This is a genomic window from Pseudovibrio exalbescens DSM 16456, assembly GCF_000422785.1.
GTDB lineage: Bacteria > Pseudomonadota > Alphaproteobacteria > Rhizobiales > Stappiaceae > Pseudovibrio > Pseudovibrio exalbescens.
Genome location: NZ_AUGS01000001.1, coordinates 386,674 through 405,471 on the forward strand (window position 1 = coordinate 386,674; position 18,798 = coordinate 405,471).

Below are 18,798 nucleotides of genomic sequence, written 5' to 3' on the forward strand. Positions count from 1 at the left end.
ATTTCCAAAAACGCACTGATCCTGCCCGCTATACGGCCTGTGAGCGTGAACCGCCTTCAAGCTCGTCCAGAAGTTCAGCCATGTCATCCTCGAAGGGTTTGAACTCATGGCCCTTGGTCTTGTCAGCCTTGTCTTCTGTCGGTTTTTCGTCAGTGGTCGCCTCAGGCTTGGTCTTCGCGTCCGCGTCAGGTTGATCTGGCGTTGTTGTATCCGCTGCGCCGTCTTCATCGGCACCATCCACCTTGGCTGCGCCTGCATCCTTTTCTGGTGAGGCGGATGTGGCAGCTTTGGGCTCGGCGGGCTTATCAGCGGCCGGAGCAGGTGTTCCTGCGGCCGTTTTGTCTGTGTCCGGCGTGGGCCCTTCCTGTGCGTCGGGTTTGTCGGTCCCCTCGGCTTGCTTGGGTGTCTTTTCGGCTTCTGCCGACGGTGCTGCCTTTGCCGAGGCTGAGGTGGCCTTGGTGGGTTCTTCGATTGCGGCTTCCAGGTCTGCTTCCAGACCTTGGGCTACGGCTGCGGTGTCGGCCGGTTGGGCTGGTGTCTTGGGGTTTGAGGCACCAAAGCGACGTTGATTGGTAGCAGCCTGGCCATTTGCTGTTGTTGAGCCTGTGCCATAGACGCTTCTTGTGCGTGATGCCGGACCGGAGAGTGGGGGTGTGATCGGTTTGACATAGGCTGGACGCGGCTGCTCTGCCGGTTTGTCAGTCGGTGCTGCGCCTGCCTTGTCATCGGAACTGTTCTCCGACGCCTGAGAGGCCGCAGGTTTGTGTGCTTGGCGCATGCTGAAAGGCATTGGACGCTGCGCCGGATGTGGGCGCTGGGCAGGCCGTGCTGAGGCCGCTGGCGCTGGCTTTGCCTCGGGCTTGGCCTCGGGTGCTGCCTGTGCGCTGTCATTCGCCGCTGCGGCGGGGTGATGAGAGGCGGTCTTCGCTTCATCTTTCTTGGGCGTGTCGGTGGTCTGAAGTGCCGACTTTTCTGCAGGCTTTGCCTGATGATGCGCCCCATGCGAAGCTGTTGCGCGCTCTTGCGGGCCCTCCTTGGCTGCTGCTACGGGCTGCGCCTTGGCGGCAGGTTCCAGCTTTGCCTGATGATGTGCCGCTGAGCGTGAGGGCGCTGCTGTTGGCGTGGCCTGTTCTGCCTTGGCCGCAGGTCGCGGCGCTTGATGTCCGGCATTGGCCGAAGGGGCGTTGGACTGGGTGCGTGATTGTCCCTGAGACCGGGTCTGATTAGCCACGTTGCGAACGGCGGCCGTTGCAGCGCCGAAAATCCGCTTTGGGGCGAGCTTGGCAACGGCTGAATCCGGGTCTGCATGATCCAGATGTGGCGGTTCGTAGGGGCTGGTCGGCTTGGTGTATTCGGGACGGGCGGGGCGTTGCGCTTGTGGCGCTGTGTGAGCGGCCGGGGCGTGGGCTGGCTGGGCCGATGTGGTCGCCGAGTTTGCTGGGGCGGGACTTGCAGGCTCACCCGTTGTTGTCGGCGCAGGCTCTGCGTCCTGCAACTCGGTTGCTGTCGGCAACAGGGTTTCGTCGTAGATTGTCATGGCGGCGTTTGCGTAATGGCCGGGTCGCGTCCGATCGTTAACCGGCTTGCCGTGTGCGGCCGCTTTCACGATGTTCTGCTCTACAACAATGTCAGCATTGCCGCCGATGAGAATCAGGTGCTCCACATTATCCCGGCGCACCAGCAACAACCGCCGGCGGGTGTCTACATCTGCTGCATCCATGATGGCAATGCGGGGCTGGCGATTGCGTGCGCCCTTGTACGTGGTTCTCGCGTATTTCTTGAGAAGGGGAATGATGATCGCGATCAAGGCCAGAACCGTGATCAGTGCGATGATTACCGAGAGCAGTAGTGCTGTTTCCGGCGCAAGATTGAAGGTGCTCGCCAGCCAGTCTTTCATGATTTCCCCACTTCTTCAGGCTCGGATGGCCCGCCTTGTTATTGCAGCCCGCCCGCATTGGGCGCACCCGAATCCCTAATACCTATTAATTATTGCCCTACATATCGTATGTCGGTCGGCAGATGAACTGCACAGGTTGCAAACCTTAAGGATTTGCCGGCCCCGCCCACAAGTACCTATCGTTTTTCCCCGGCGAAAGTGCTGGTGGGCAAATTATTCCCTTTGCGCACAATGCTGCATTTTGCAAGTGTCCTTCTTGTGGCAGGCCGCACCGTTTTCTGCGGGCAACTGTTATGAATTGGTTAACGTTAACGACTTGTTAACCAAATAATAGGCAAATTTTACCTAATCTTTATTCAGGCTCTGACTAGTTAGGGGAGCTCAGCAAAAAGGGCACGCAAACAAATGGCGATGTTCGATCTTCCGGTATTTCAGGCACTGCGCGACAAGATGCAATGGCATCAGACCCGGCAGAGCGTTCTGGCGGAAAACATCGCGAATGCGGACATGCCCGGTTATCAGAGTCAGGATCTGAAAGAGTTCAAGTTCCAGTCCATGGTGCAATCTGCAAGCGCTACCGCCGCCTCGGGGCCGGCGCGCACGGATCCGCATCACTTGACCTTGTCGGCGTCGAGCCAGACAGCGTCACCGCAGGACACCTCGAGTTTTGAACGCACACCGGATGGTAATTCCGTGGTTCTGGAAGAGCAGATGATGAAAGTCGCGCAGAACCAGATGGATTATCAGCTGGCAACCAATCTTTACACGCGCGGGCTTGGGCTCCTGCGCACGGCAATCAAACGGTCCGGCTAAGCGCATCGCCAGCGGCGGCGTGGGGCACTAGCGCAAAAGAGGGCAGGAATTGGATTTTCTGAAGTCAATGTTCATCGCAGCCTCCGGTCTCAAGGCACAGACCGGACGCATGCGCATCATCGCGGAAAACGTGGCAAATGCGGATTCGACCGGGCGCACCCCGGATGAGGATCCGTATCGGCGCAAGATACCCACCTTCCAGGCCAGTCTGGACCGGGAGCTTGGTGTAGATGTGGTGCAACTGGGCAAGGTTCAGTTGGATCAGTCCGATTTCGAAACCCGCTACGAACCGAGCCACCCGGCGGCCGATGCCAACGGCTACGTGAAGCTGCCCAATGTAAACACGCTGGTTGAAAGTGTGGATATGCGGGAGGCTCAACGGTCCTACGAGGCCAACCTGAACGTGGTGCGCTCGACCCGCGCCATGCTGCAACGGACCGTGGACATTTTAAAGGGCTGACAGCGCGCCCCAAAGTTTCAAAGGATGACTCGACATGGCAAATGCATCGATTGCTGCTAACGCCTATGCCAACATGGCGAAGCTGACACAGAGCGCTCAGAACACCCCGGACGTCTCTGCTGCCGCTGGAAACCAGGATTTTTCCCAGATGGTAAAATCTGCGGTGGAAGAGGTGCGTGAAAGCGGTCAGGCCACCGAGACTCAGTCTCTCAATCTGCTAGAAGGCAAAGCCAACGTGGTAGACGTGGTCACTGCGGTGGCAGAGACCGAAGTGGCGCTGGAAACCATGGTTTCCGTTCGCGACAAGGTGATTTCCGCCTATGAACAGATCATGCGGATGCCCATCTAACAACAAGGTTGTTTTTCATGACCGGCCCTGAAGTGCTTGATATAGCCAAGGATGGCATCTGGACACTCATTCTCGTGAGTGCGCCGGTCATGCTGGTCGGTCTGGCGGTTGGGGTGATTGTTGCGCTGTTTCAAGCGCTAACACAGATCCAGGAAGCCACCCTTGTTTTCGTTCCCAAAATCCTCTCGATCTTTGTTGCGCTGCTGGTGGCGCTGCCGTTCATGAGCAGCACCATGGCATCGTTTACAACGCAGATCGTGGAGTTGATTGTCAGGGGCTACTAGAGCCGGGGGGACGTCATCCATGACAATTGAACTGGGCTTTCTGACCAGTTTTGTGGTGACGTTCATGCTCATGTTCTGTCGGCTTGGCACAATGTTGATGCTGATGCCGGCGTTGGGAGAGGCTTCATTGCCGACGCGCTACCGGCTCACGTTGGCGCTGGCTCTCACCTACATCATGGCGCCTATCGGCCAGCCGCTTTATCCAGATACCGTGCTGTCGTCCTTTCCCGCGCTGCTCCTGATGATTTTCGGCGAGATCGCGATCGGTCTTTTCGTCGGGGCGTCTGTCAGACTGGTGACATTTGCACTTCAGACAGCCGGTGCGATGATTGCCAACCAGATGGGGCTTGCCTTTGCCTTGGGCGGTGACATCACCGCCTCGGGAATGCAGGGGGCCATCATTGGCAACTTCCTGTCCATGCTCGGTACTGTGCTGATTTTTGCAACCAATCTGCATTATCTGGCGATCGCGGCCATGCATGATTCCTTCACCCTGTTCCCACCGGGAGATCTGGTGGCCATTGAAGATGTTTCCAGCCATGGTGTTGCTTTGATTGGCCAGATGTTCTCCATTGCCGTTCGGCTTTCGGCGCCGTTCATGGTGGTGGGGCTTGTCTTCTATTTCGGCATGGGGCTTTTGAACAAGCTGATGCCGCAGCTGCAAATCTTCTTCATCGCCATGCCGGTCAACATCATGATTGGGCTGTTCCTGCTTCTGGCAGTGCTGTCCACCATGATGGGCTGGTATCTGACACAGGTCGAGGCGGTGTTCCAGCCGTTCATCGTTCAATAGGAGCGCATGAAACATGGCTGATGAAACGGATGATTCCGAGAAAACTGAGGACCCCTCCCAAAAACGCTTAACCGATGCGCATGAGAAGGGGGATGTTCCCAAATCGCAAGAAGTCAGCGGCTGGTTTGCCTTGCTTGGCACTGCGCTTGTCGTGGCTTTTCTTGCCAAGCCCACAGCCGCCAACGTGGCCGGACTGCTCAAGGGGTTTCTGGCGCATGCTGACAGCATTGCCGTCGATCCGGGCGGGTTGTTGTTTCTGTTTGGCGATACGGGACCGCACTTGCTCCTGTTGTTGGCTTTGCCGCTGCTGGTGCTCATGGTTTTGGCTGTGCTGGGTAATGTCATTCAGCACAAGCCGGTGTGGACGGCCGAAACGATCCAGCCCAAACTCAACAAGATCTCGCCGCTCAGCGGGGCAAAGCGTCTGTTTTCCAAGGACAGTTTGATGAACTTCTCCAAAGGGTTGGTGAAGATCATCGTGGTATCGGTCATGATTTACTTCATTGTCTGGCCAGAGAAAGAGCAACTGGACATGGCGTTTTTTCATGAGCCGGATCACATTCTTCAGGAAAGCAGGGACTTGTCGCTGAAATTGGTGGGTGCAATCCTAGCCTTCATGACGGTAGTGGCGGGGCTGGATTTCGCTTGGCAGCGGCAAAAGTGGTTCAACAAGCAGAAGATGACCCAGCGCGAGGTCAAGGAGGAATACAAGCAGGCGGAAGGTGATCCTCAGGTCAAGTCAAAGATCCGTCAGTTGCGTCAGCAACGTGCGCAACAGCGCATGATGAGTGAAGTGCCCAAGGCCACCGTGGTGGTCACCAACCCGACCCACTATGCCGTGGCACTGTATTATGATGACGAGATGCAGGCGCCCAAATGCGTGGCCAAGGGGGTGGATGCATTGGCCTTGCGTATTCGGGACCTGGCCCGCGAACACGAGGTGCCTGTGGTTGAAAATCCGCCTTTGGCGCGGGCGCTGCATGCCACGATGGAGATTAATGATATGATACCCGAAGAGCATTACGCAGCGGTTGCGAAGGTCATCGGCTACGTCATGGGGCTGAAGTCCAAGAAAAATTGGCGCGCGTAACTCGGTCAGGTGCTTGAAAACTGCTAGGCTGCGTTGAATGCTCTGACCAACGCGAATCCGGGCTCGTAATTGGGGCTGCCCGTGGAGAGAATTGGATGAAAGAAACCGATACCCGCCCGCCGGAACCTGTCATTGACCGCAGTGGGGGCGGTGGAAGCATCGGAATGTTGATGTTGCTGGCGTTGGGGCTTGCAGCTGCAACGGCCATTATTGCCGTCATGAGCAGGGAACAGGCAGAGCCATATATTCTTGGTCTGCTCGGTGTTCTTGCGGTTGTGGGCGTGTTTTCGCTTTTTGCGGGCGCCATCGGCCTCATCCGATTTGCCTCGCGCCGTGATGGCAATCCACTGGCTGAAGCATTTCTGGATTCTCTTGAAGAAGGTGCGGTGCTCGTGGATGACACGGGCCGCATCGTTTATGCCAACAAGGCCTATGCGGATCTGACAGGGGCCGTCAGTCCCGGTGATGTGCGCACGGTGGAGCGCGTGTTTTCCGCTGATCCGGAGGCCGCAGACGCCATATTCCGACTTTCGAAAGCGGTCCGGAATCATCGCCGGGCTCAGGAAGAAGTGCGCTTGCCAGCAGCCATCGGGCGAATTGATGGTGGGTCGCGGTGGTATCGTATCAGCGTTCGTCCCCTTCAATATGGCGACAAGAACGGCACCACTCCGTCCAACCTGACCGTCTGGCAAATTGCCGATATCTCCCGCGACCGGAAAGAACAGGAAACGTCGTTTCAGGAACTGCAGCGGGTGATCAATTTCCTTGATCATGCCCCCGCCGGTTTCCTGTCCTGTGATGCTGCCGGTCGCATTGTTTATTTGAATGCGACGCTTGCGGATTGGCTCGACTACGATCTGACTCAGTTTGTTGCCGGTGGTTTGACCCTTGCAGACATCATTCGCGGTGATGGTGCCGCTTTGGTTCGTGCCATTGGCGGCAATGAAGGGGAGGTGAAGACCGAAACCTTTGACATTGATCTGGTCACGCGGGACGGCACAGGCTTGCCGGTGCGCCTTGTGCACCGTGTGCCTTTTGGCGCGGAAGGTCAGGCGGGCGACAGTCGCACGCTGGTCCTCAATCGCTCTCCCGGTGAGGAGAGCGCCGAAGCGGTTCGCGCAGCTGAAGTCAAATTCTCCCGGTTCTTCAACAACACGCCAGTGGCTATTGCCTCAGTTGAGAAGGCCGGTCGGATTCGCCGCACCAACGCCCAGTTTGTTCGGTTGTTCGGACAGGAAAACGGCCTGAACGAAAAGGCGCGCCTCGTTGATTTTATTGATGAAAGTGGACGGGCGGATCTGGAAGATGCGCTGCGCCGCGCCGCGCAGGGGCAAGGAGAAATTCCTCCGGTTGATGTGGTTTTGGGTGTGGGTGACGGCAGTCGGTCCGCCGCATGTTACGTGTCGGCCGTTCTGGATGCGCAGGCGGATGAGGAAGTGGCCGTCGTCTATGTGTTGGAAACAACACAGCAGCGCGCGCTTGAAGCGCAGTTCGCGCAAAGTCAGAAGATGCAGGCCATTGGCCAGTTGGCCGGCGGCGTGGCGCATGACTTCAACAACGTGCTCACGGCCATTATCGGCTTTTCTGACTTGCTGCTGGCTAGCCATCGGCCAACGGATCCGGCGTTTCAGGACATCATGAACATCAAGCAGAACGCCAACCGAGCGGCCGGACTGGTGCGGCAGTTGCTGGCGTTCTCGCGCCGGCAGACGCTGCGACCCAAGGAACTGGCGCTGACGGATGTTCTGGCAGATCTGACCATTTTGCTGGACCGGCTCGTGGGCGAAAAGATCGAGCTGCATGTGGTGCATGGGCGCGATCTTTGGCCAGTCATGGCGGATGTGAACCAGCTTGAGCAGGTTATTGTCAACCTTGTGGTCAATGCGCGGGATGCCATGCCGCAAGGGGGGGAAGTCACCATTCGCACCCGCAATGTCAATGAAGATCAGAGCGAGGAGTTTGACGATACGCGCGGGATGCCCATGGGCGATTATGTGCTCATCGAGGTGGAAGACAATGGCCACGGCATGCCGCCTGAGGTACTTGGCAAAATCTTCGAGCCGTTCTTCTCCACCAAGGATGTGGGCAAGGGCACGGGGTTGGGCCTGTCTACCGTCTACGGCATTGTCAAGCAGACTGGCGGCTATGTTTATGCCACCAGTGAAGTGGATGTAGGCACCACGTTCCGCATCTTCTTGCCGCGTCATGTCACGGCGGAATTGCCGGTGGTCACAGCGAAGGTGGAAGAAAAGCAGGTTGCGACGGATCTGACCGGATCTGCCACCATTTTGCTGGTTGAAGATGAAGAAGCGGTGCGGGCCTTTGCAGCACGGGCGTTGTCCTCACGGGGCTACGAGGTGTTTGAGGCTGGGTCCGGTACCGAAGCGTTGGAGATCATGGAAGAAACGGACGGCGGCGTTGACCTTGTGGTTTCTGATGTGGTGATGCCGGAGATGGATGGGCCGTCGCTGTTGATCGAGCTGCGCAAGACACGGCCGGACCTGAAGATCATTTTCGTTTCGGGTTATGCTGAGGATGCTTTTGAGAAGAACCTGCCGGCAGATGAGAAGTTCACCTTTCTGCCCAAGCCATTTACCTTGAAACAGCTGGCAACCACCGTGAAGGATGTGTTGGAAAACGGCCCTTCGCAACGGGTTTGAGCGGCGTTGTAGCCGCCGGGATGTTCTCGGCGGCTTTGACATCATCGGGAGTGATCTCAAAAAGCCGGGAGGGGGACGGATGACCAAAAACACACCTGTGGACACGCCAGAACTTGAGGAAGAGCTGCAGGCTGATGGGCCTCATGTATTCGAGTTGCGTGGTCAACATGTCATGTTGGCAGCTCATGTGGCGCGGGTGTTTGAGGTCGAAACCCGTCAGATCACCCAGAACATCAAGAACAATCTGGACAAGTTCCCCCACAGTTATGCGTTCGAAGTTACAGAAGAGGAACGCGATGCCTTGAGATCACTGGGAGTGATCCCAAAACCCGGACGGGGCGGAAGCCGTGCCTTGCCGTGGGTGGTCAGTCAGAAGGGCGCTATCCGTCTGGCAACAATCATGGACAGTCCCAAGGCCATTGAGGCTGCGGATGTGTTTGTTGACGTGTTTACGGAGGTTTTGCGTCAGGTCTATGCGGGCAAGCAGCAGGTCGAGATCCCGCAGCCGTCGCGATTGAAGCCCAGTGCGGCGCTTCAACAGCGGATCGAGACAGTGCGGGACAAGTTGTTTGCTGCCATCAACGACTTGCTGGAGACCAAGGTGGACAGCGCCTCGCAAACCACAGTGAAGGATGAGTTGGGACAGGTGGCGGACGGTATACGTGAGCATTATCGCGAATGGTTGAAGTCGAAGCGCATCAGCAACGACAAGATCGAAGCCGAAACCCTGCTGTTGCTGGAAAAGGTTCAGGATTTGCGTGAACGGCGGGCGGCGGATCTGGATGGTGCCGCGCTGGCGCGCGAAAGTCAGGCGCTGGAGAACATGAAGCAGAAGATCGTCATCATCAAGGACCTGATCGACCTTCATGACAAGCTGGAGCCGAACGCTGTTGTCAAAATGGTTGGTGATTACAGCACTCTGGCACTGACTGAGGCTGCATCATCCGGGTCGGTCACAGAGCCTGCGAAGGACTGAACGAGCGCGACGCCACGCGCCATGAAAAAACCACCCGAGGGGAAACCGCCGCGGGTGGTTTGAAACGCATTTTCAAATGTGCTGTTGATACAAACTCAGATGCACTGAGCTTGTGATTCTGCACGCTTCTTCAGGCCGATGAGGCTCTGCATGGTGTTGGGGTCACCTGGCAACTGGTAGGATTGCTCAAGGGCCGTATGGGCGTTGTTGAGCAAGGCCAGATCCTGCACCACGAAGGTGTTGCACTGACTGCCGGAAAAGCGCACACGCACCCGGATCACGCGGTCGCCATTGTTCGAGGGGCCGAATTCCTCATCCAGCACAGGGTTCTTGCGACGCAGAACGTTTTCGATGATCACCATGTTGGGATCATCCTGTATCACGAGCGTGCCTTTTTCTGCCGCGCTAGCCTTGAGGGTTTGGCGCACCTGTTCGGGGGAGGCGCTGACTGTAATCGACTGGCTGCCGGCCTCGGCCCGCAGAACTGGCTGGTTGCTGCCCCGTGGGCCGCCGGACTGACACGCGGCGAGCGCCACTGTGAGCGCGACTAAAGCAAGGATCCGCATTTGACTGGTCCCGTAGTTCTGGTGCGAAAAGTCTCAGAGCAGCACCAGAGCGCATTGCTGAAAGGTTGCAGATGGGTTGCCGGTCTGCCTTGTGGGCACAACCGGACAACGCTTGAGCTCCCAGATCATATACTCATGTGTATGATCAGGGTCAAATTTGATGGAGAGCGACCGGCGAGAGAATTGCCGGGGTGGGATACCGCCCGCAGGCGCTGGAAGTGGCCTGCGGACTGTGGTCGTTCGGTTGCAGGTGAGGTTAGCCCTTGGCCGCATAAGAAACGGCAATGGCAGAGGCCAGCCGGGCGTTGTTCTTCACCAGCGCAATGTTTGTTGCAAGGCTTCGTCCCTCGGTCAGCTCAAAAATGTGCTGCAGGATGAAGGGGGTAACGTCCTTGCCCTTGATGTGCTGGCGCTCGGCCTCGGCCAGAGCCTTCTGGATGAAGCCGTTGATTTCCTGTGCCGGAATTTCGTCCTCGGCAGGCACGGGGTTGGTGATCAGTTCGCCGCCTTGATCGCCAAAGGTTTCGCGATTGCGCAACATGGCCGCCACATCTTCCGGTGCGTCCAGTCTGAATGGCGTATCCATGTCGCTGGTGCGGGACCAGAAGGCGGGGAGCTTGTCGCACTGATAACCGATGACCGGAACGCCCTTGGTCTCCAGAACTTCCAGCGTCTTGGGCAGGTCGAGAAGGGCTTTGGCAAAGGCGGAAACGACGCAGACCGGGGTGCGCCCCAGTTCTTCCAGGTCTGCGGAAATGTCGAAGCTGGTTTCGGCACCAAAATGCACGCCCCCAATGCCGCCGGTAGCGAACACGCGAATGCCGGCCGCGTGGGCGGCCATCATGGTCGCGGCCACCGTGGTGGAAGCGTTGCGGCCCATGGCCAGGGCGATGCTGAGGTCCGCGCGCGATGCTTTCATTACATCCTTGGCATTGGCCAGCTCTTCCAGACGCGCGTCGGAAAGGCCCACATGCAATTCTCCTTTGAGAACGGCGATCGTTGCTGGAACAGCGCCGTTCTCGCGGATGATGGCTTCCACTTCCCGCGCTGTCTCGATGTTCTGCGGGTAAGGCATGCCGTGGGTGATGATGGTGGATTCCAACGCCACAACCGGCTTGCCCTCAGCCAGTGCCTGCGCCACTTCATCACTGTGATGGATTGTGATCTTGTTGTTCTGGGTCATTTCAAACTACCTCTTCAACAAACCCCGCTGCGGGATCAGTGGTTGTTCAGTCGTTGTTCGATGGCTGAGAGGCTCAGGCTTTCGGGCGCTGCCCCTGTGGCTTCGACAGTGATCGCGGAGGCTGCCAACCCGCGGTAGGCTGCCTCAATGGCGCTCAAGCCGTGGCTGTAAGCGCTGAGAAATCCGGCTATGAAGGCATCACCGGCCCCGGTGACATCCTTGGGCTTGGCAGGTAGCGGTGTGATAACGCGCTCCTGGCCGTTGTCCGACAGGATCAAGGGGTGGCTGCCATCGGTAATGGCGATTGTTTTGCAGCCGCGTTCGTGGAGCGCGCGGGCCATGTCAACGCCGGCCGTGTCGGCTGGCAGGTCCAAAAGAGCGGCGGCTTCCAGTCGGTTGGTGAACAGAACGTCCAACTTGTCCAGAATGGGCAGCAGGCGCTGCGCCTTGGCGCTGGAAACGGTGTCTGCAGCGAGCAGTCGCTCGCCCTTTGCGGCGGCGATTGCCGCCAACATGGCGGGCTGCAAGTTGCTTTCTGCCAACCAGATACCACAGGCAGCAAGAGCATCCGGCAGCGCATCCGCCTGCGGATGGGGCAGGGTGCCGGTGATTTCGCTGTCAGAAATGGCGGCGTGAAGGCTGCCATCCGGTTGATGCAGCGCCAGATAACAGCCGGTGCGCAGGCCGTCGCATACTTCGACCGTGCTGACATTGATACCCACGGCGGCCAGGTGATCGCGCACCCAAAGTCCATCCGGATCATTGCCAACCCGTCCAATCAGAATGGGCCTACAGTCAAGGCGGGCCAGTGCGCGGGCAATATTGGCCCCCACTCCGCCGGGTTTTCCAGAGATTTCTCCAGGAGTGGAGGTGTCTGGCTCGATCGGGCGTCCGGCATGGGCAATGCGGTCCACATGGATCGCGCCAATCACGGCCAGCTGGGTCGAATGGGACATGCGTTTCACGACCATTGTAACTGTTGAATATCAAGGTGGTAGCAGTGTGCCATGAGCCTTGCAACTGTGCTGATTCCTGTATCCAGAGTCTGTTTAAATGGTCGTTTCACGTTTTCCAAAGGAGAACACTTATAGAACGTTTCCCCGATATTCCGTTGGAGATCAGCGGGTTAATGGTGGTTGAACTGTGAGAACAAAAAGAGTACACAGATTTCACCTTTTGAATCTGTCGGTCCGTCATGAAATAAGGAACGGGTACGCATGTCACAAACTTCACTCCGCCTTGTCGAGGGCACACAGATGGATAAAAACAAGGCGCTGGATGCAGCGCTTTCACAAATTGAACGGGCCTTCGGTAAAGGCTCCATTATGCGCATGGGGCAAGGTCAGGCGGTTGAGGTGCAGACCGTCTCTACCGGGTCATTGAGCCTTGATATCGCGTTGGGTATTGGCGGTCTTCCCAAGGGCCGCATCGTTGAAATCTATGGTCCGGAATCGTCCGGTAAGACAACGCTGGCGCTGCATACTGTGGCCGAAGCGCAGAAGCAGGGCGGTATCTGCGCCTTTGTTGATGCGGAACATGCGCTGGACCCGGTTTATGCCCGCAAGCTTGGTGTCAACATTGACGATCTCCTGATTTCTCAGCCGGACGCTGGGGAGCAGGCGCTTGAAATTGCCGACACCCTGGTGCGCTCCGGGGCGATTGATGTTCTGGTCATCGACTCCGTTGCAGCGCTAACGCCCAAGGCGGAGCTGGAAGGCGAGATGGGCGACAGCTTGCCCGGTCTTCAGGCGCGTCTGATGAGCCAGGCACTGCGCAAGCTGACCGCATCCATTTCTCGCTCTAACTGTATGGTGATTTTCATCAACCAGATCCGTATGAAGATCGGCGTGATGTTTGGTTCACCGGAAACCACCACGGGTGGTAATGCCTTGAAGTTCTACGCCTCCGTGCGTCTGGATATTCGCCGCATCGGGTCCATCAAGGATCGTGATGAGATTGTTGGCAACCAGACCCGTGTCAAGGTGGTCAAGAACAAGCTGGCACCGCCATTCAAACAGGTGGAGTTTGATATTGTTTACGGCGAAGGCATCTCCAAGACCGGCGAGTTGCTGGACCTTGGTGTAAAGGGTGGCTTGGTCGAAAAGTCTGGTGCCTGGTTCTCGTATAACAGCCAGCGTTTGGGACAGGGGCGCGAGAACAGCAAGAACTTCCTCAAGGAAAATCCGGAGATGGCTCAGGAGATTGAACTGGCCATTCGTCAGAATGCCGGCTTGATTGCCGAGGCCATTGCCGACCCGGAAGCCGGTGCTGGCAACGACGATTGATCCCAGAGCGTTCTGAAGTACACGCTGATGCAAAAATGCCGGGGGCTTGCCTCCGGCCTTTTTGTTGGGGGACGAGAGGTGCAGAGTGGGCGAATCCCCTTTTCATCGCGCCGGATTGCCATTCTGTGCTCTTGCGTCACGTCTTTTTTGAGTAATCTGCCTAGGTCAAAGGGCTCAGGAGAGCGGTGTTTGCGCGGGTTTCCTGCGGGAGAATGCGGCTTGCTTGCCTTAATCCGTAGACAGTTCCCTCATGTATCGATAAAACCGCAACAAAGCATTGGGCCGTTCTAGCAAGACGTTGGGCCCCTAAATTCATAAAGGAAGGCGGCGTATCTGCGCCTTCACCTGATGAGAAGAGACGGACATCTAGATCTATGAGTGGTGTGAACGAAATTAGGTCGGCTTTCCTCGACTACTTTGCCAAAAACGGGCATGAGGTCGTTCAGTCGAGTCCCCTTGTCCCGCGCAATGACCCAACCCTGATGTTTGTGAACGCGGGTATGGTGCCGTTCAAGAACGTTTTTACCGGGCTGGAAAAGCGGGACTATGTCCGCGCCACGTCCTCGCAGAAATGTGTGCGTGCTGGCGGCAAACACAACGATCTGGACAATGTTGGCTATACCGCCCGTCACCACACCTTCTTTGAAATGCTGGGCAACTTCTCCTTTGGTGATTACTTCAAGGAGCAGGCCATCGAGCATGCATGGACGCTGGTGACCAAGGAATTCGGTCTGCCGAAGGATCGCCTCCTGGTGACGGTCTATTCGGAAGATCAGGAAGCCTACGATTTCTGGAAGAAGATTGCCGGATTGTCCGATGATCGGATCATCCGCATTTCGACCTCGGACAACTTCTGGGCCATGGGTGATACCGGTCCGTGTGGCCCATGCTCCGAGATCTTCTACGATCATGGCGATCACATCTGGGGAGGCCCTCCAGGTTCTGCCGAAGAAGATGGCGACCGCTTCATCGAGATCTGGAATCTGGTGTTCATGCAGTATGAGCAGCTGGCTGATGAGCGGATCGATCTGCCACGTCCATCCATTGATACGGGCATGGGGCTGGAGCGTATTGCCGCGGTGCTTCAGGGCGTACATGACAACTACGACATTGACCTGTTCCGCGCGCTGATTGGTGCTTCTGAAAATCTCACCGGCATTCAGGCGGAAGGGGATCGTCAGGCGAGTCACCGCGTCATTGCGGATCACCTGCGTTCGACCGCTTTCCTGATTGCTGATGGCGTTCTGCCGTCCAATGAAGGCCGTGGGTATGTCTTGCGCCGCATCATGCGCCGCGCCATGCGTCATGCGAACCTGCTTGGTGCGCGCGATCCGATGATCTTCAAGATGGTGCCGACTCTGGTGCGTGAAATGGGGCAGGCCTATCCGGAACTGGTACGAGCAGAAAGCCTGATCACCGAAACGCTGCAGCTTGAAGAAAAGCGCTTCATCAAGACGCTTGAACGTGGGCTGGGCCTTTTGGATGATGCGACTGCCGACATGGGTGAAGGGTCCCGTCTGGACGGCGAAACGGCCTTCAAGCTGTATGATACCTATGGCTTCCCGCTGGATTTGACTCAGGACGCGCTGCGCAACCGCAACATCAGCGTGGATACCGAGGGCTTTGATCAGGCCATGGAACGCCAGCGTGCGGAAGCGCGTGCGGCATGGTCCGGTTCCGGCGAGGCGGCCACGGATGCTGTTTGGTTCACCTTGAAGGAAAAGCATGGCGCCACGGAGTTTCTTGGCTATGAAACCGAGAAGGCGGAAGGTGTTGCCGTGGCATTCGTCAAGGACGGTGCAGAGGTCGAACGATTGACGGCTGGCGAGAGCGGTTTCATCGTTCTGAACCAGACGCCGTTCTACGGTGAATCCGGTGGTCAGGTCGGTGATATCGGCCTCATGATCGGTGAGGGCTTCAAGGCTACGGTCACGGATACCCAGAAGAAGGCCGATGGGCTGTTCGTGCATCAGGTAGAAGTGACGGACGGCGGCGTAAAGGCTGGCGATGCGCTTGAGCTTGAAGTGGATCACAGCCGCCGCACGGCCATCCGCTCCAACCACTCGGCAACTCACCTGGTACATGAGGCGCTGCGCGAAGTTCTTGGCGACCACGTGGCCCAGAAGGGCTCTTTGGTAACGGCTGAGCGTTTGCGCTTTGACTTTTCGCATCCCAAGCCGCTGGCGCCCGAAGAACTGAAACAGATCGAGCGGCTGACCAACGAGATCGTGCTTCAGAATGCGCCGGTTGAAACGCGCCTGATGGAAGTTGACGAAGCCATTGAAGCCGGTGCCATGGCGCTGTTTGGCGAAAAGTATGGCGACGAGGTGCGTGTGGTCTCCATGGGTGTAGCCACGGAAGGCGAAAAGGCCGGCAAGCCCTATTCGCTGGAGCTGTGCGGTGGTACCCACGTCAAGCGCACGGGCGATATTGGGCTTGTGACACTGGTAACCGAAGGGGCCGTGGCCGCCGGTGTGCGCCGTGTTGAGGCCTTGACCGGAACGGAAGCCCGCAAGTATCTGGCCCAGCAGGATCAGATCGCGCGTCAGGCAGCGGGGCTTTTGAAAACCTCTGCGGCTGATGTGCCTGCACGCATTGAAGCGCTGTTGGACGAACGCAAGAAGCTGGAGCGTGAACTGGCCGAAGCCAAGAAGAAGCTCGCCATGGGCGGTGGCTCGGGTGGTGATTCCGGCGTTCGCGAGGTTGGTGCCTTCAAGTTGATGGCCCGTGTTGTTGAAGGCATGAATCCGAAAGACCTCAAGGGTGTGGCCGATGAAGGCAAGACCAGCCTTGGCAGCGGTGTTGTGACCATCATCAACGTGGCTGAAGACGGCAAGGCGGCTATTGTGGTGGGTGTCACCAGCGATCTGACGGACAAGGTGTCCGCTGTAGATCTGGTGCGTCTTGGCTCAGAGGCTCTTGGTGGGCGTGGCGGCGGCGGTCGCCCGGACATGGCGCAGGCAGGTGGGCCGGATGGCTCCAAGGCTGATGCGGCAATCGAAGCCATCGAGGCTGCCCTGAAGAACGCTTGAGACGATCCTTTTGCAGATTGTGATTGAAGGGGGAGGGGCTGATGCCTCTCCCTTTTTGTTTTGGTAGGTGTTTGGCGTTATAAGCCGGATCAGAATTGGCACGATGAAGAAGATGGCCCATGGCGCAGTCGCTCAAACGCAGAGTCTATAACGTTCTGGAAAAAAAGAGCGTTACCAACCCGGTGGCGCGGCACCTGAACAAACTGATCGTTGCGCTGATCCTCGTCAATGTGGGGCTCGCGGTGATGGAGACCGAGCCGTGGTTTGGCCGGTCGTGGCCTGTGCTCCTGATGACGCTGGACATGAGCGCCGGACTGATCTTCGCCATCGAGTATGGATGCCGGGTGTGGGTTGCGGATTTGCATCCACCGTATCGCCGCATGAGCCCTATACGGGCGCGCCTGCACTACATGATGCAACCTCTGTCCATCATTGATCTGCTGGCTGTATTGCCGTTCCTCATCGCGTTGGTTTTCGGCTATGCGTCCTGGAAAGCGTTCATCATACTGCGCTTGTTGCGGTTCATGAAGATTGTGCGCTATTCGCCCGCGATGCGATCCTTGGTGTCTGCGGTGGTTACCGAGCGCAAGGCCATCATGGCCAGTCTGGTGATCATTCTGGGCACTATCCTTGTTGCGGCGACGACCATGTACGTGGTTGAGCATGAAGCCCAACCGGAAAAGCTCGGCACCATTCCCGATGCCATGTGGTGGGCGTTCGCAACGTTGACCACGGTGGGATATGGCGATGTGGTACCGATCACGGCGCTGGGAAAGGTGGTCGCGGCGGTGGTCATGCTCACGGGGTATTGCCTGTTTGCGCTGCCGGTGGGCATTGTCGGGACCGCGTTCGTGCGTGAAATCAACTCTCGCGATTTTGTGGTGAGCTGGTCCATGGTGGCCGAAGTGCCCATGTTTGAGGATCTGTCCGCCATCGAGATCAAGGAGGTCTCCCATCTTCTCAAGTCTCAAAGTGCCATCGAGGGTGAAGAGATCGTACGGCGCGGAGAAAGGGCGGATGCGCTCTATCTCATTGCTGCGGGTTCTGTCGTCGCCATTACGCCTGAGGGGCAGACCCGGCTGGAGGAGGGGCAGTATTTCGGCGAGATGATGCCTCATGGGGATGGGGAGCGCACGGCTTCCGTCTATGCCAATGAGGCCTCCCAGCTGCTGGTGTTGCGTCTTGAGGACCTGCGGGACCTGATGCGCCGAACTCCGGAACTTGCCACCAAAATTGCCAAACGCGCCTTCGAAGGCAGCGCAGCGGCTGCCGATCTCGGACCGGATGAATAACGTCTGGTGGTCTGTTTTCAGTCTCTTCCCTTTAAGCTGAGCGGGCCAAGCACTTCAATCTTGTTGGTCCAGATGTACCCGTCGAAGTGCTGAAGGGCGCGGAAGGCATCTTCGCTGTCCAGACCATCGCTCGCCTGCGTGTCACCGACCGGCCCCATGGCAATCACCGTGGACCCTTGGGCCTTCAAGCGGGCTGCAAATCGGTTTGGCCAGCCCCATACCATCCAGGTGTAGTCGCTGGGCACGCCAATCACCGTTCCCCGGCATTGGCTTGGTACATAGCCTGACCAGCCGAATAGGAAATACTTCTTCAAGCATTGCTTGGTCCGCTGCTTGGTGAAGCTGTGAAGGTTTGGCACGCGCGCCAGAGTGTAGTTCACTGGTACCGGGTGGCCATAGACACCCCAAACCTGATCAAGCCGTTCTGGTTGTTCTTGGAGAAACGCCACAAAATGTTCTGCTTCCAATGCCTGCTTGGATTTGTAGTTGATCAGGAATCTGGCCTCGGGCAGGGCGTCGAACACTTCTGTAAGATCTGGCATCAAGCCCGTGCCTGTGCCGCGAAATGGGAAGCTCTGGCCATCATCTGCCGTATAGCCCCAACCAATATCGAGTGCCTTGAGTTCGCTCATCGATTTGCTGCGGGTTTCGCCGCTTCCATTACTCCGGCACTCCAAAGTCCAGTCATGGAACACGGCCAGCTTGCCGTCGGTAGTGGGGTGAATGTCGATCTCCACCACATCAGCTCCCAGTTCCACTGCCTTCTTCATGGAGGCGATGGTGTTTTCCAGATAGCCGTGTTTGGGTGGGTCAATTCGCGTGGCCGTGCACGTGTCGTCTGCCAGATTTTCTCTGTGATAGGTCTGGTGAACACCGCGGTGGGCGATCAGGTGCGCCTCGGTTGTGCTCCCAATACCTGCGATCCACGACGCGTTTGTGAGGTACAGTGTTGCAGCAAGTCCCCCAAACGCTGCAAGGCCCCATCGCAGCATGAACGTTCTCCGCTTCTAAACTCATAAGTGGTAGCCGTTGATTGCTGCAGTTTTTGGTAGGAATGGGGTCGGTCTGTGGTGATTACATGGCGGTTGCCTTCTGCCAACAAAAAAGGGCGCCCCGAC

The 18,798-nt window shown here is 57.5% G+C and carries 16 protein-coding genes; 11 read left to right on the top strand and 5 right to left on the bottom strand.

The window, feature by feature from the left end; all coding sequences use genetic code 11:
- Positions 1–28: 28 nt before the first annotated feature.
- Positions 29–1,897 carry a flagellar biosynthetic protein FliO gene (locus tag G512_RS0101765; protein ID WP_028480210.1) on the bottom strand — a complete coding sequence of 623 codons (1,869 nt, stop codon included), beginning with the start codon at positions 1,895–1,897 and terminating at the stop codon, positions 29–31.
- A gap of 405 nt (positions 1,898–2,302) precedes the next feature.
- Between G512_RS0101765 and flgB the strand changes: the two genes are divergently transcribed.
- From flgB to G512_RS0101805, 8 genes are all read left to right on the top strand, one after another.
- The gene (gene flgB, locus G512_RS0101770) at positions 2,303–2,710 is read left to right on the top strand and encodes a flagellar basal body rod protein FlgB (RefSeq protein ID WP_028480211.1); all 408 of its coding nucleotides are present in this window, start codon (positions 2,303–2,305) and stop codon (positions 2,708–2,710) included.
- Positions 2,711–2,759: 49 nt separating this feature from the next.
- Positions 2,760–3,170 carry a flagellar basal body rod protein FlgC gene (gene flgC, locus G512_RS0101775; RefSeq protein WP_028480212.1) on the top strand — a complete coding sequence of 137 codons (411 nt, stop codon included), beginning with the start codon at positions 2,760–2,762 and terminating at the stop codon, positions 3,168–3,170.
- Between the two features lie 34 nt (positions 3,171–3,204).
- Positions 3,205–3,519, top strand: coding sequence for a flagellar hook-basal body complex protein FliE (locus tag G512_RS0101780; protein ID WP_028480213.1), 315 nt, complete (start codon positions 3,205–3,207; stop codon positions 3,517–3,519).
- 17 nt (positions 3,520–3,536) lie between these two features.
- Positions 3,537–3,803, top strand: a complete 267-nt coding sequence (fliQ, locus tag G512_RS0101785; RefSeq protein ID WP_028480214.1) for a flagellar biosynthesis protein FliQ — start codon at positions 3,537–3,539, stop codon at positions 3,801–3,803.
- 19 nt (positions 3,804–3,822) lie between these two features.
- On the top strand, positions 3,823–4,596 hold the full coding sequence (fliR, locus tag G512_RS0101790) for a flagellar biosynthetic protein FliR (protein ID WP_028480215.1): 774 nt from the start codon (positions 3,823–3,825) through the stop codon (positions 4,594–4,596).
- 13 nt (positions 4,597–4,609) lie between these two features.
- A complete protein-coding gene (gene flhB, locus G512_RS0101795; RefSeq protein WP_028480216.1) occupies positions 4,610–5,686 on the top strand; it encodes a flagellar biosynthesis protein FlhB in 1,077 nt (358 codons plus the stop codon).
- Between the two features lie 95 nt (positions 5,687–5,781).
- Positions 5,782–8,346 (top strand): cell cycle histidine kinase CckA, encoded by a 2,565-nt coding sequence (gene cckA / locus G512_RS0101800; RefSeq protein ID WP_028480217.1) that lies wholly within the window; start codon positions 5,782–5,784, stop codon positions 8,344–8,346.
- Between the two features lie 79 nt (positions 8,347–8,425).
- On the top strand, positions 8,426–9,322 hold the full coding sequence (locus tag G512_RS0101805) for an ORF6N domain-containing protein (RefSeq protein ID WP_162143355.1): 897 nt from the start codon (positions 8,426–8,428) through the stop codon (positions 9,320–9,322).
- Positions 9,323–9,417: 95 nt separating this feature from the next.
- Here G512_RS0101805 and G512_RS0101810 read toward each other — a convergent pair whose 3' ends face one another.
- The 3 genes from G512_RS0101810 to G512_RS0101820 form a co-directional block, all read right to left on the bottom strand.
- A complete protein-coding gene (locus tag G512_RS0101810) occupies positions 9,418–9,888 on the bottom strand; it encodes a hypothetical protein (RefSeq protein ID WP_028480219.1) in 471 nt (156 codons plus the stop codon).
- A 256-nt stretch (positions 9,889–10,144) separates the two neighbouring features.
- Positions 10,145–11,071 (bottom strand): pseudouridine-5'-phosphate glycosidase, encoded by a 927-nt coding sequence (locus G512_RS0101815; protein WP_028480220.1) that lies wholly within the window; start codon positions 11,069–11,071, stop codon positions 10,145–10,147.
- Positions 11,072–11,106: 35 nt separating this feature from the next.
- Entirely contained in the window at positions 11,107–12,027 is a 921-nt protein-coding gene (locus G512_RS0101820) for a carbohydrate kinase family protein (RefSeq protein WP_028480221.1), read from the bottom strand.
- A 261-nt stretch (positions 12,028–12,288) separates the two neighbouring features.
- On the opposite strand from G512_RS0101820, the gene recA reads away from it, so the two are divergent.
- The 3 genes from recA to G512_RS19700 all read left to right on the top strand — a co-directional run bounded on the left by recA (position 12,289) and on the right by G512_RS19700 (position 17,680).
- Positions 12,289–13,356 (top strand): recombinase RecA, encoded by a 1,068-nt coding sequence (gene recA, locus G512_RS0101825; RefSeq protein ID WP_028480222.1) that lies wholly within the window; start codon positions 12,289–12,291, stop codon positions 13,354–13,356.
- A gap of 374 nt (positions 13,357–13,730) precedes the next feature.
- The gene (gene alaS / locus G512_RS0101830; protein ID WP_028480223.1) at positions 13,731–16,388 is read left to right on the top strand and encodes an alanine--tRNA ligase; all 2,658 of its coding nucleotides are present in this window, start codon (positions 13,731–13,733) and stop codon (positions 16,386–16,388) included.
- Between the two features lie 119 nt (positions 16,389–16,507).
- A complete protein-coding gene (locus G512_RS19700; RefSeq protein ID WP_051268747.1) occupies positions 16,508–17,680 on the top strand; it encodes a cyclic nucleotide-gated ion channel in 1,173 nt (390 codons plus the stop codon).
- A 17-nt stretch (positions 17,681–17,697) separates the two neighbouring features.
- On the opposite strand, the gene G512_RS0101840 is transcribed toward G512_RS19700, so the two are convergent.
- Positions 17,698–18,672, bottom strand: a complete 975-nt coding sequence (locus G512_RS0101840) for a glycerophosphodiester phosphodiesterase family protein (RefSeq protein ID WP_028480224.1) — start codon at positions 18,670–18,672, stop codon at positions 17,698–17,700.
- Between the last annotated feature and the right edge of the window lie 126 nt (positions 18,673–18,798).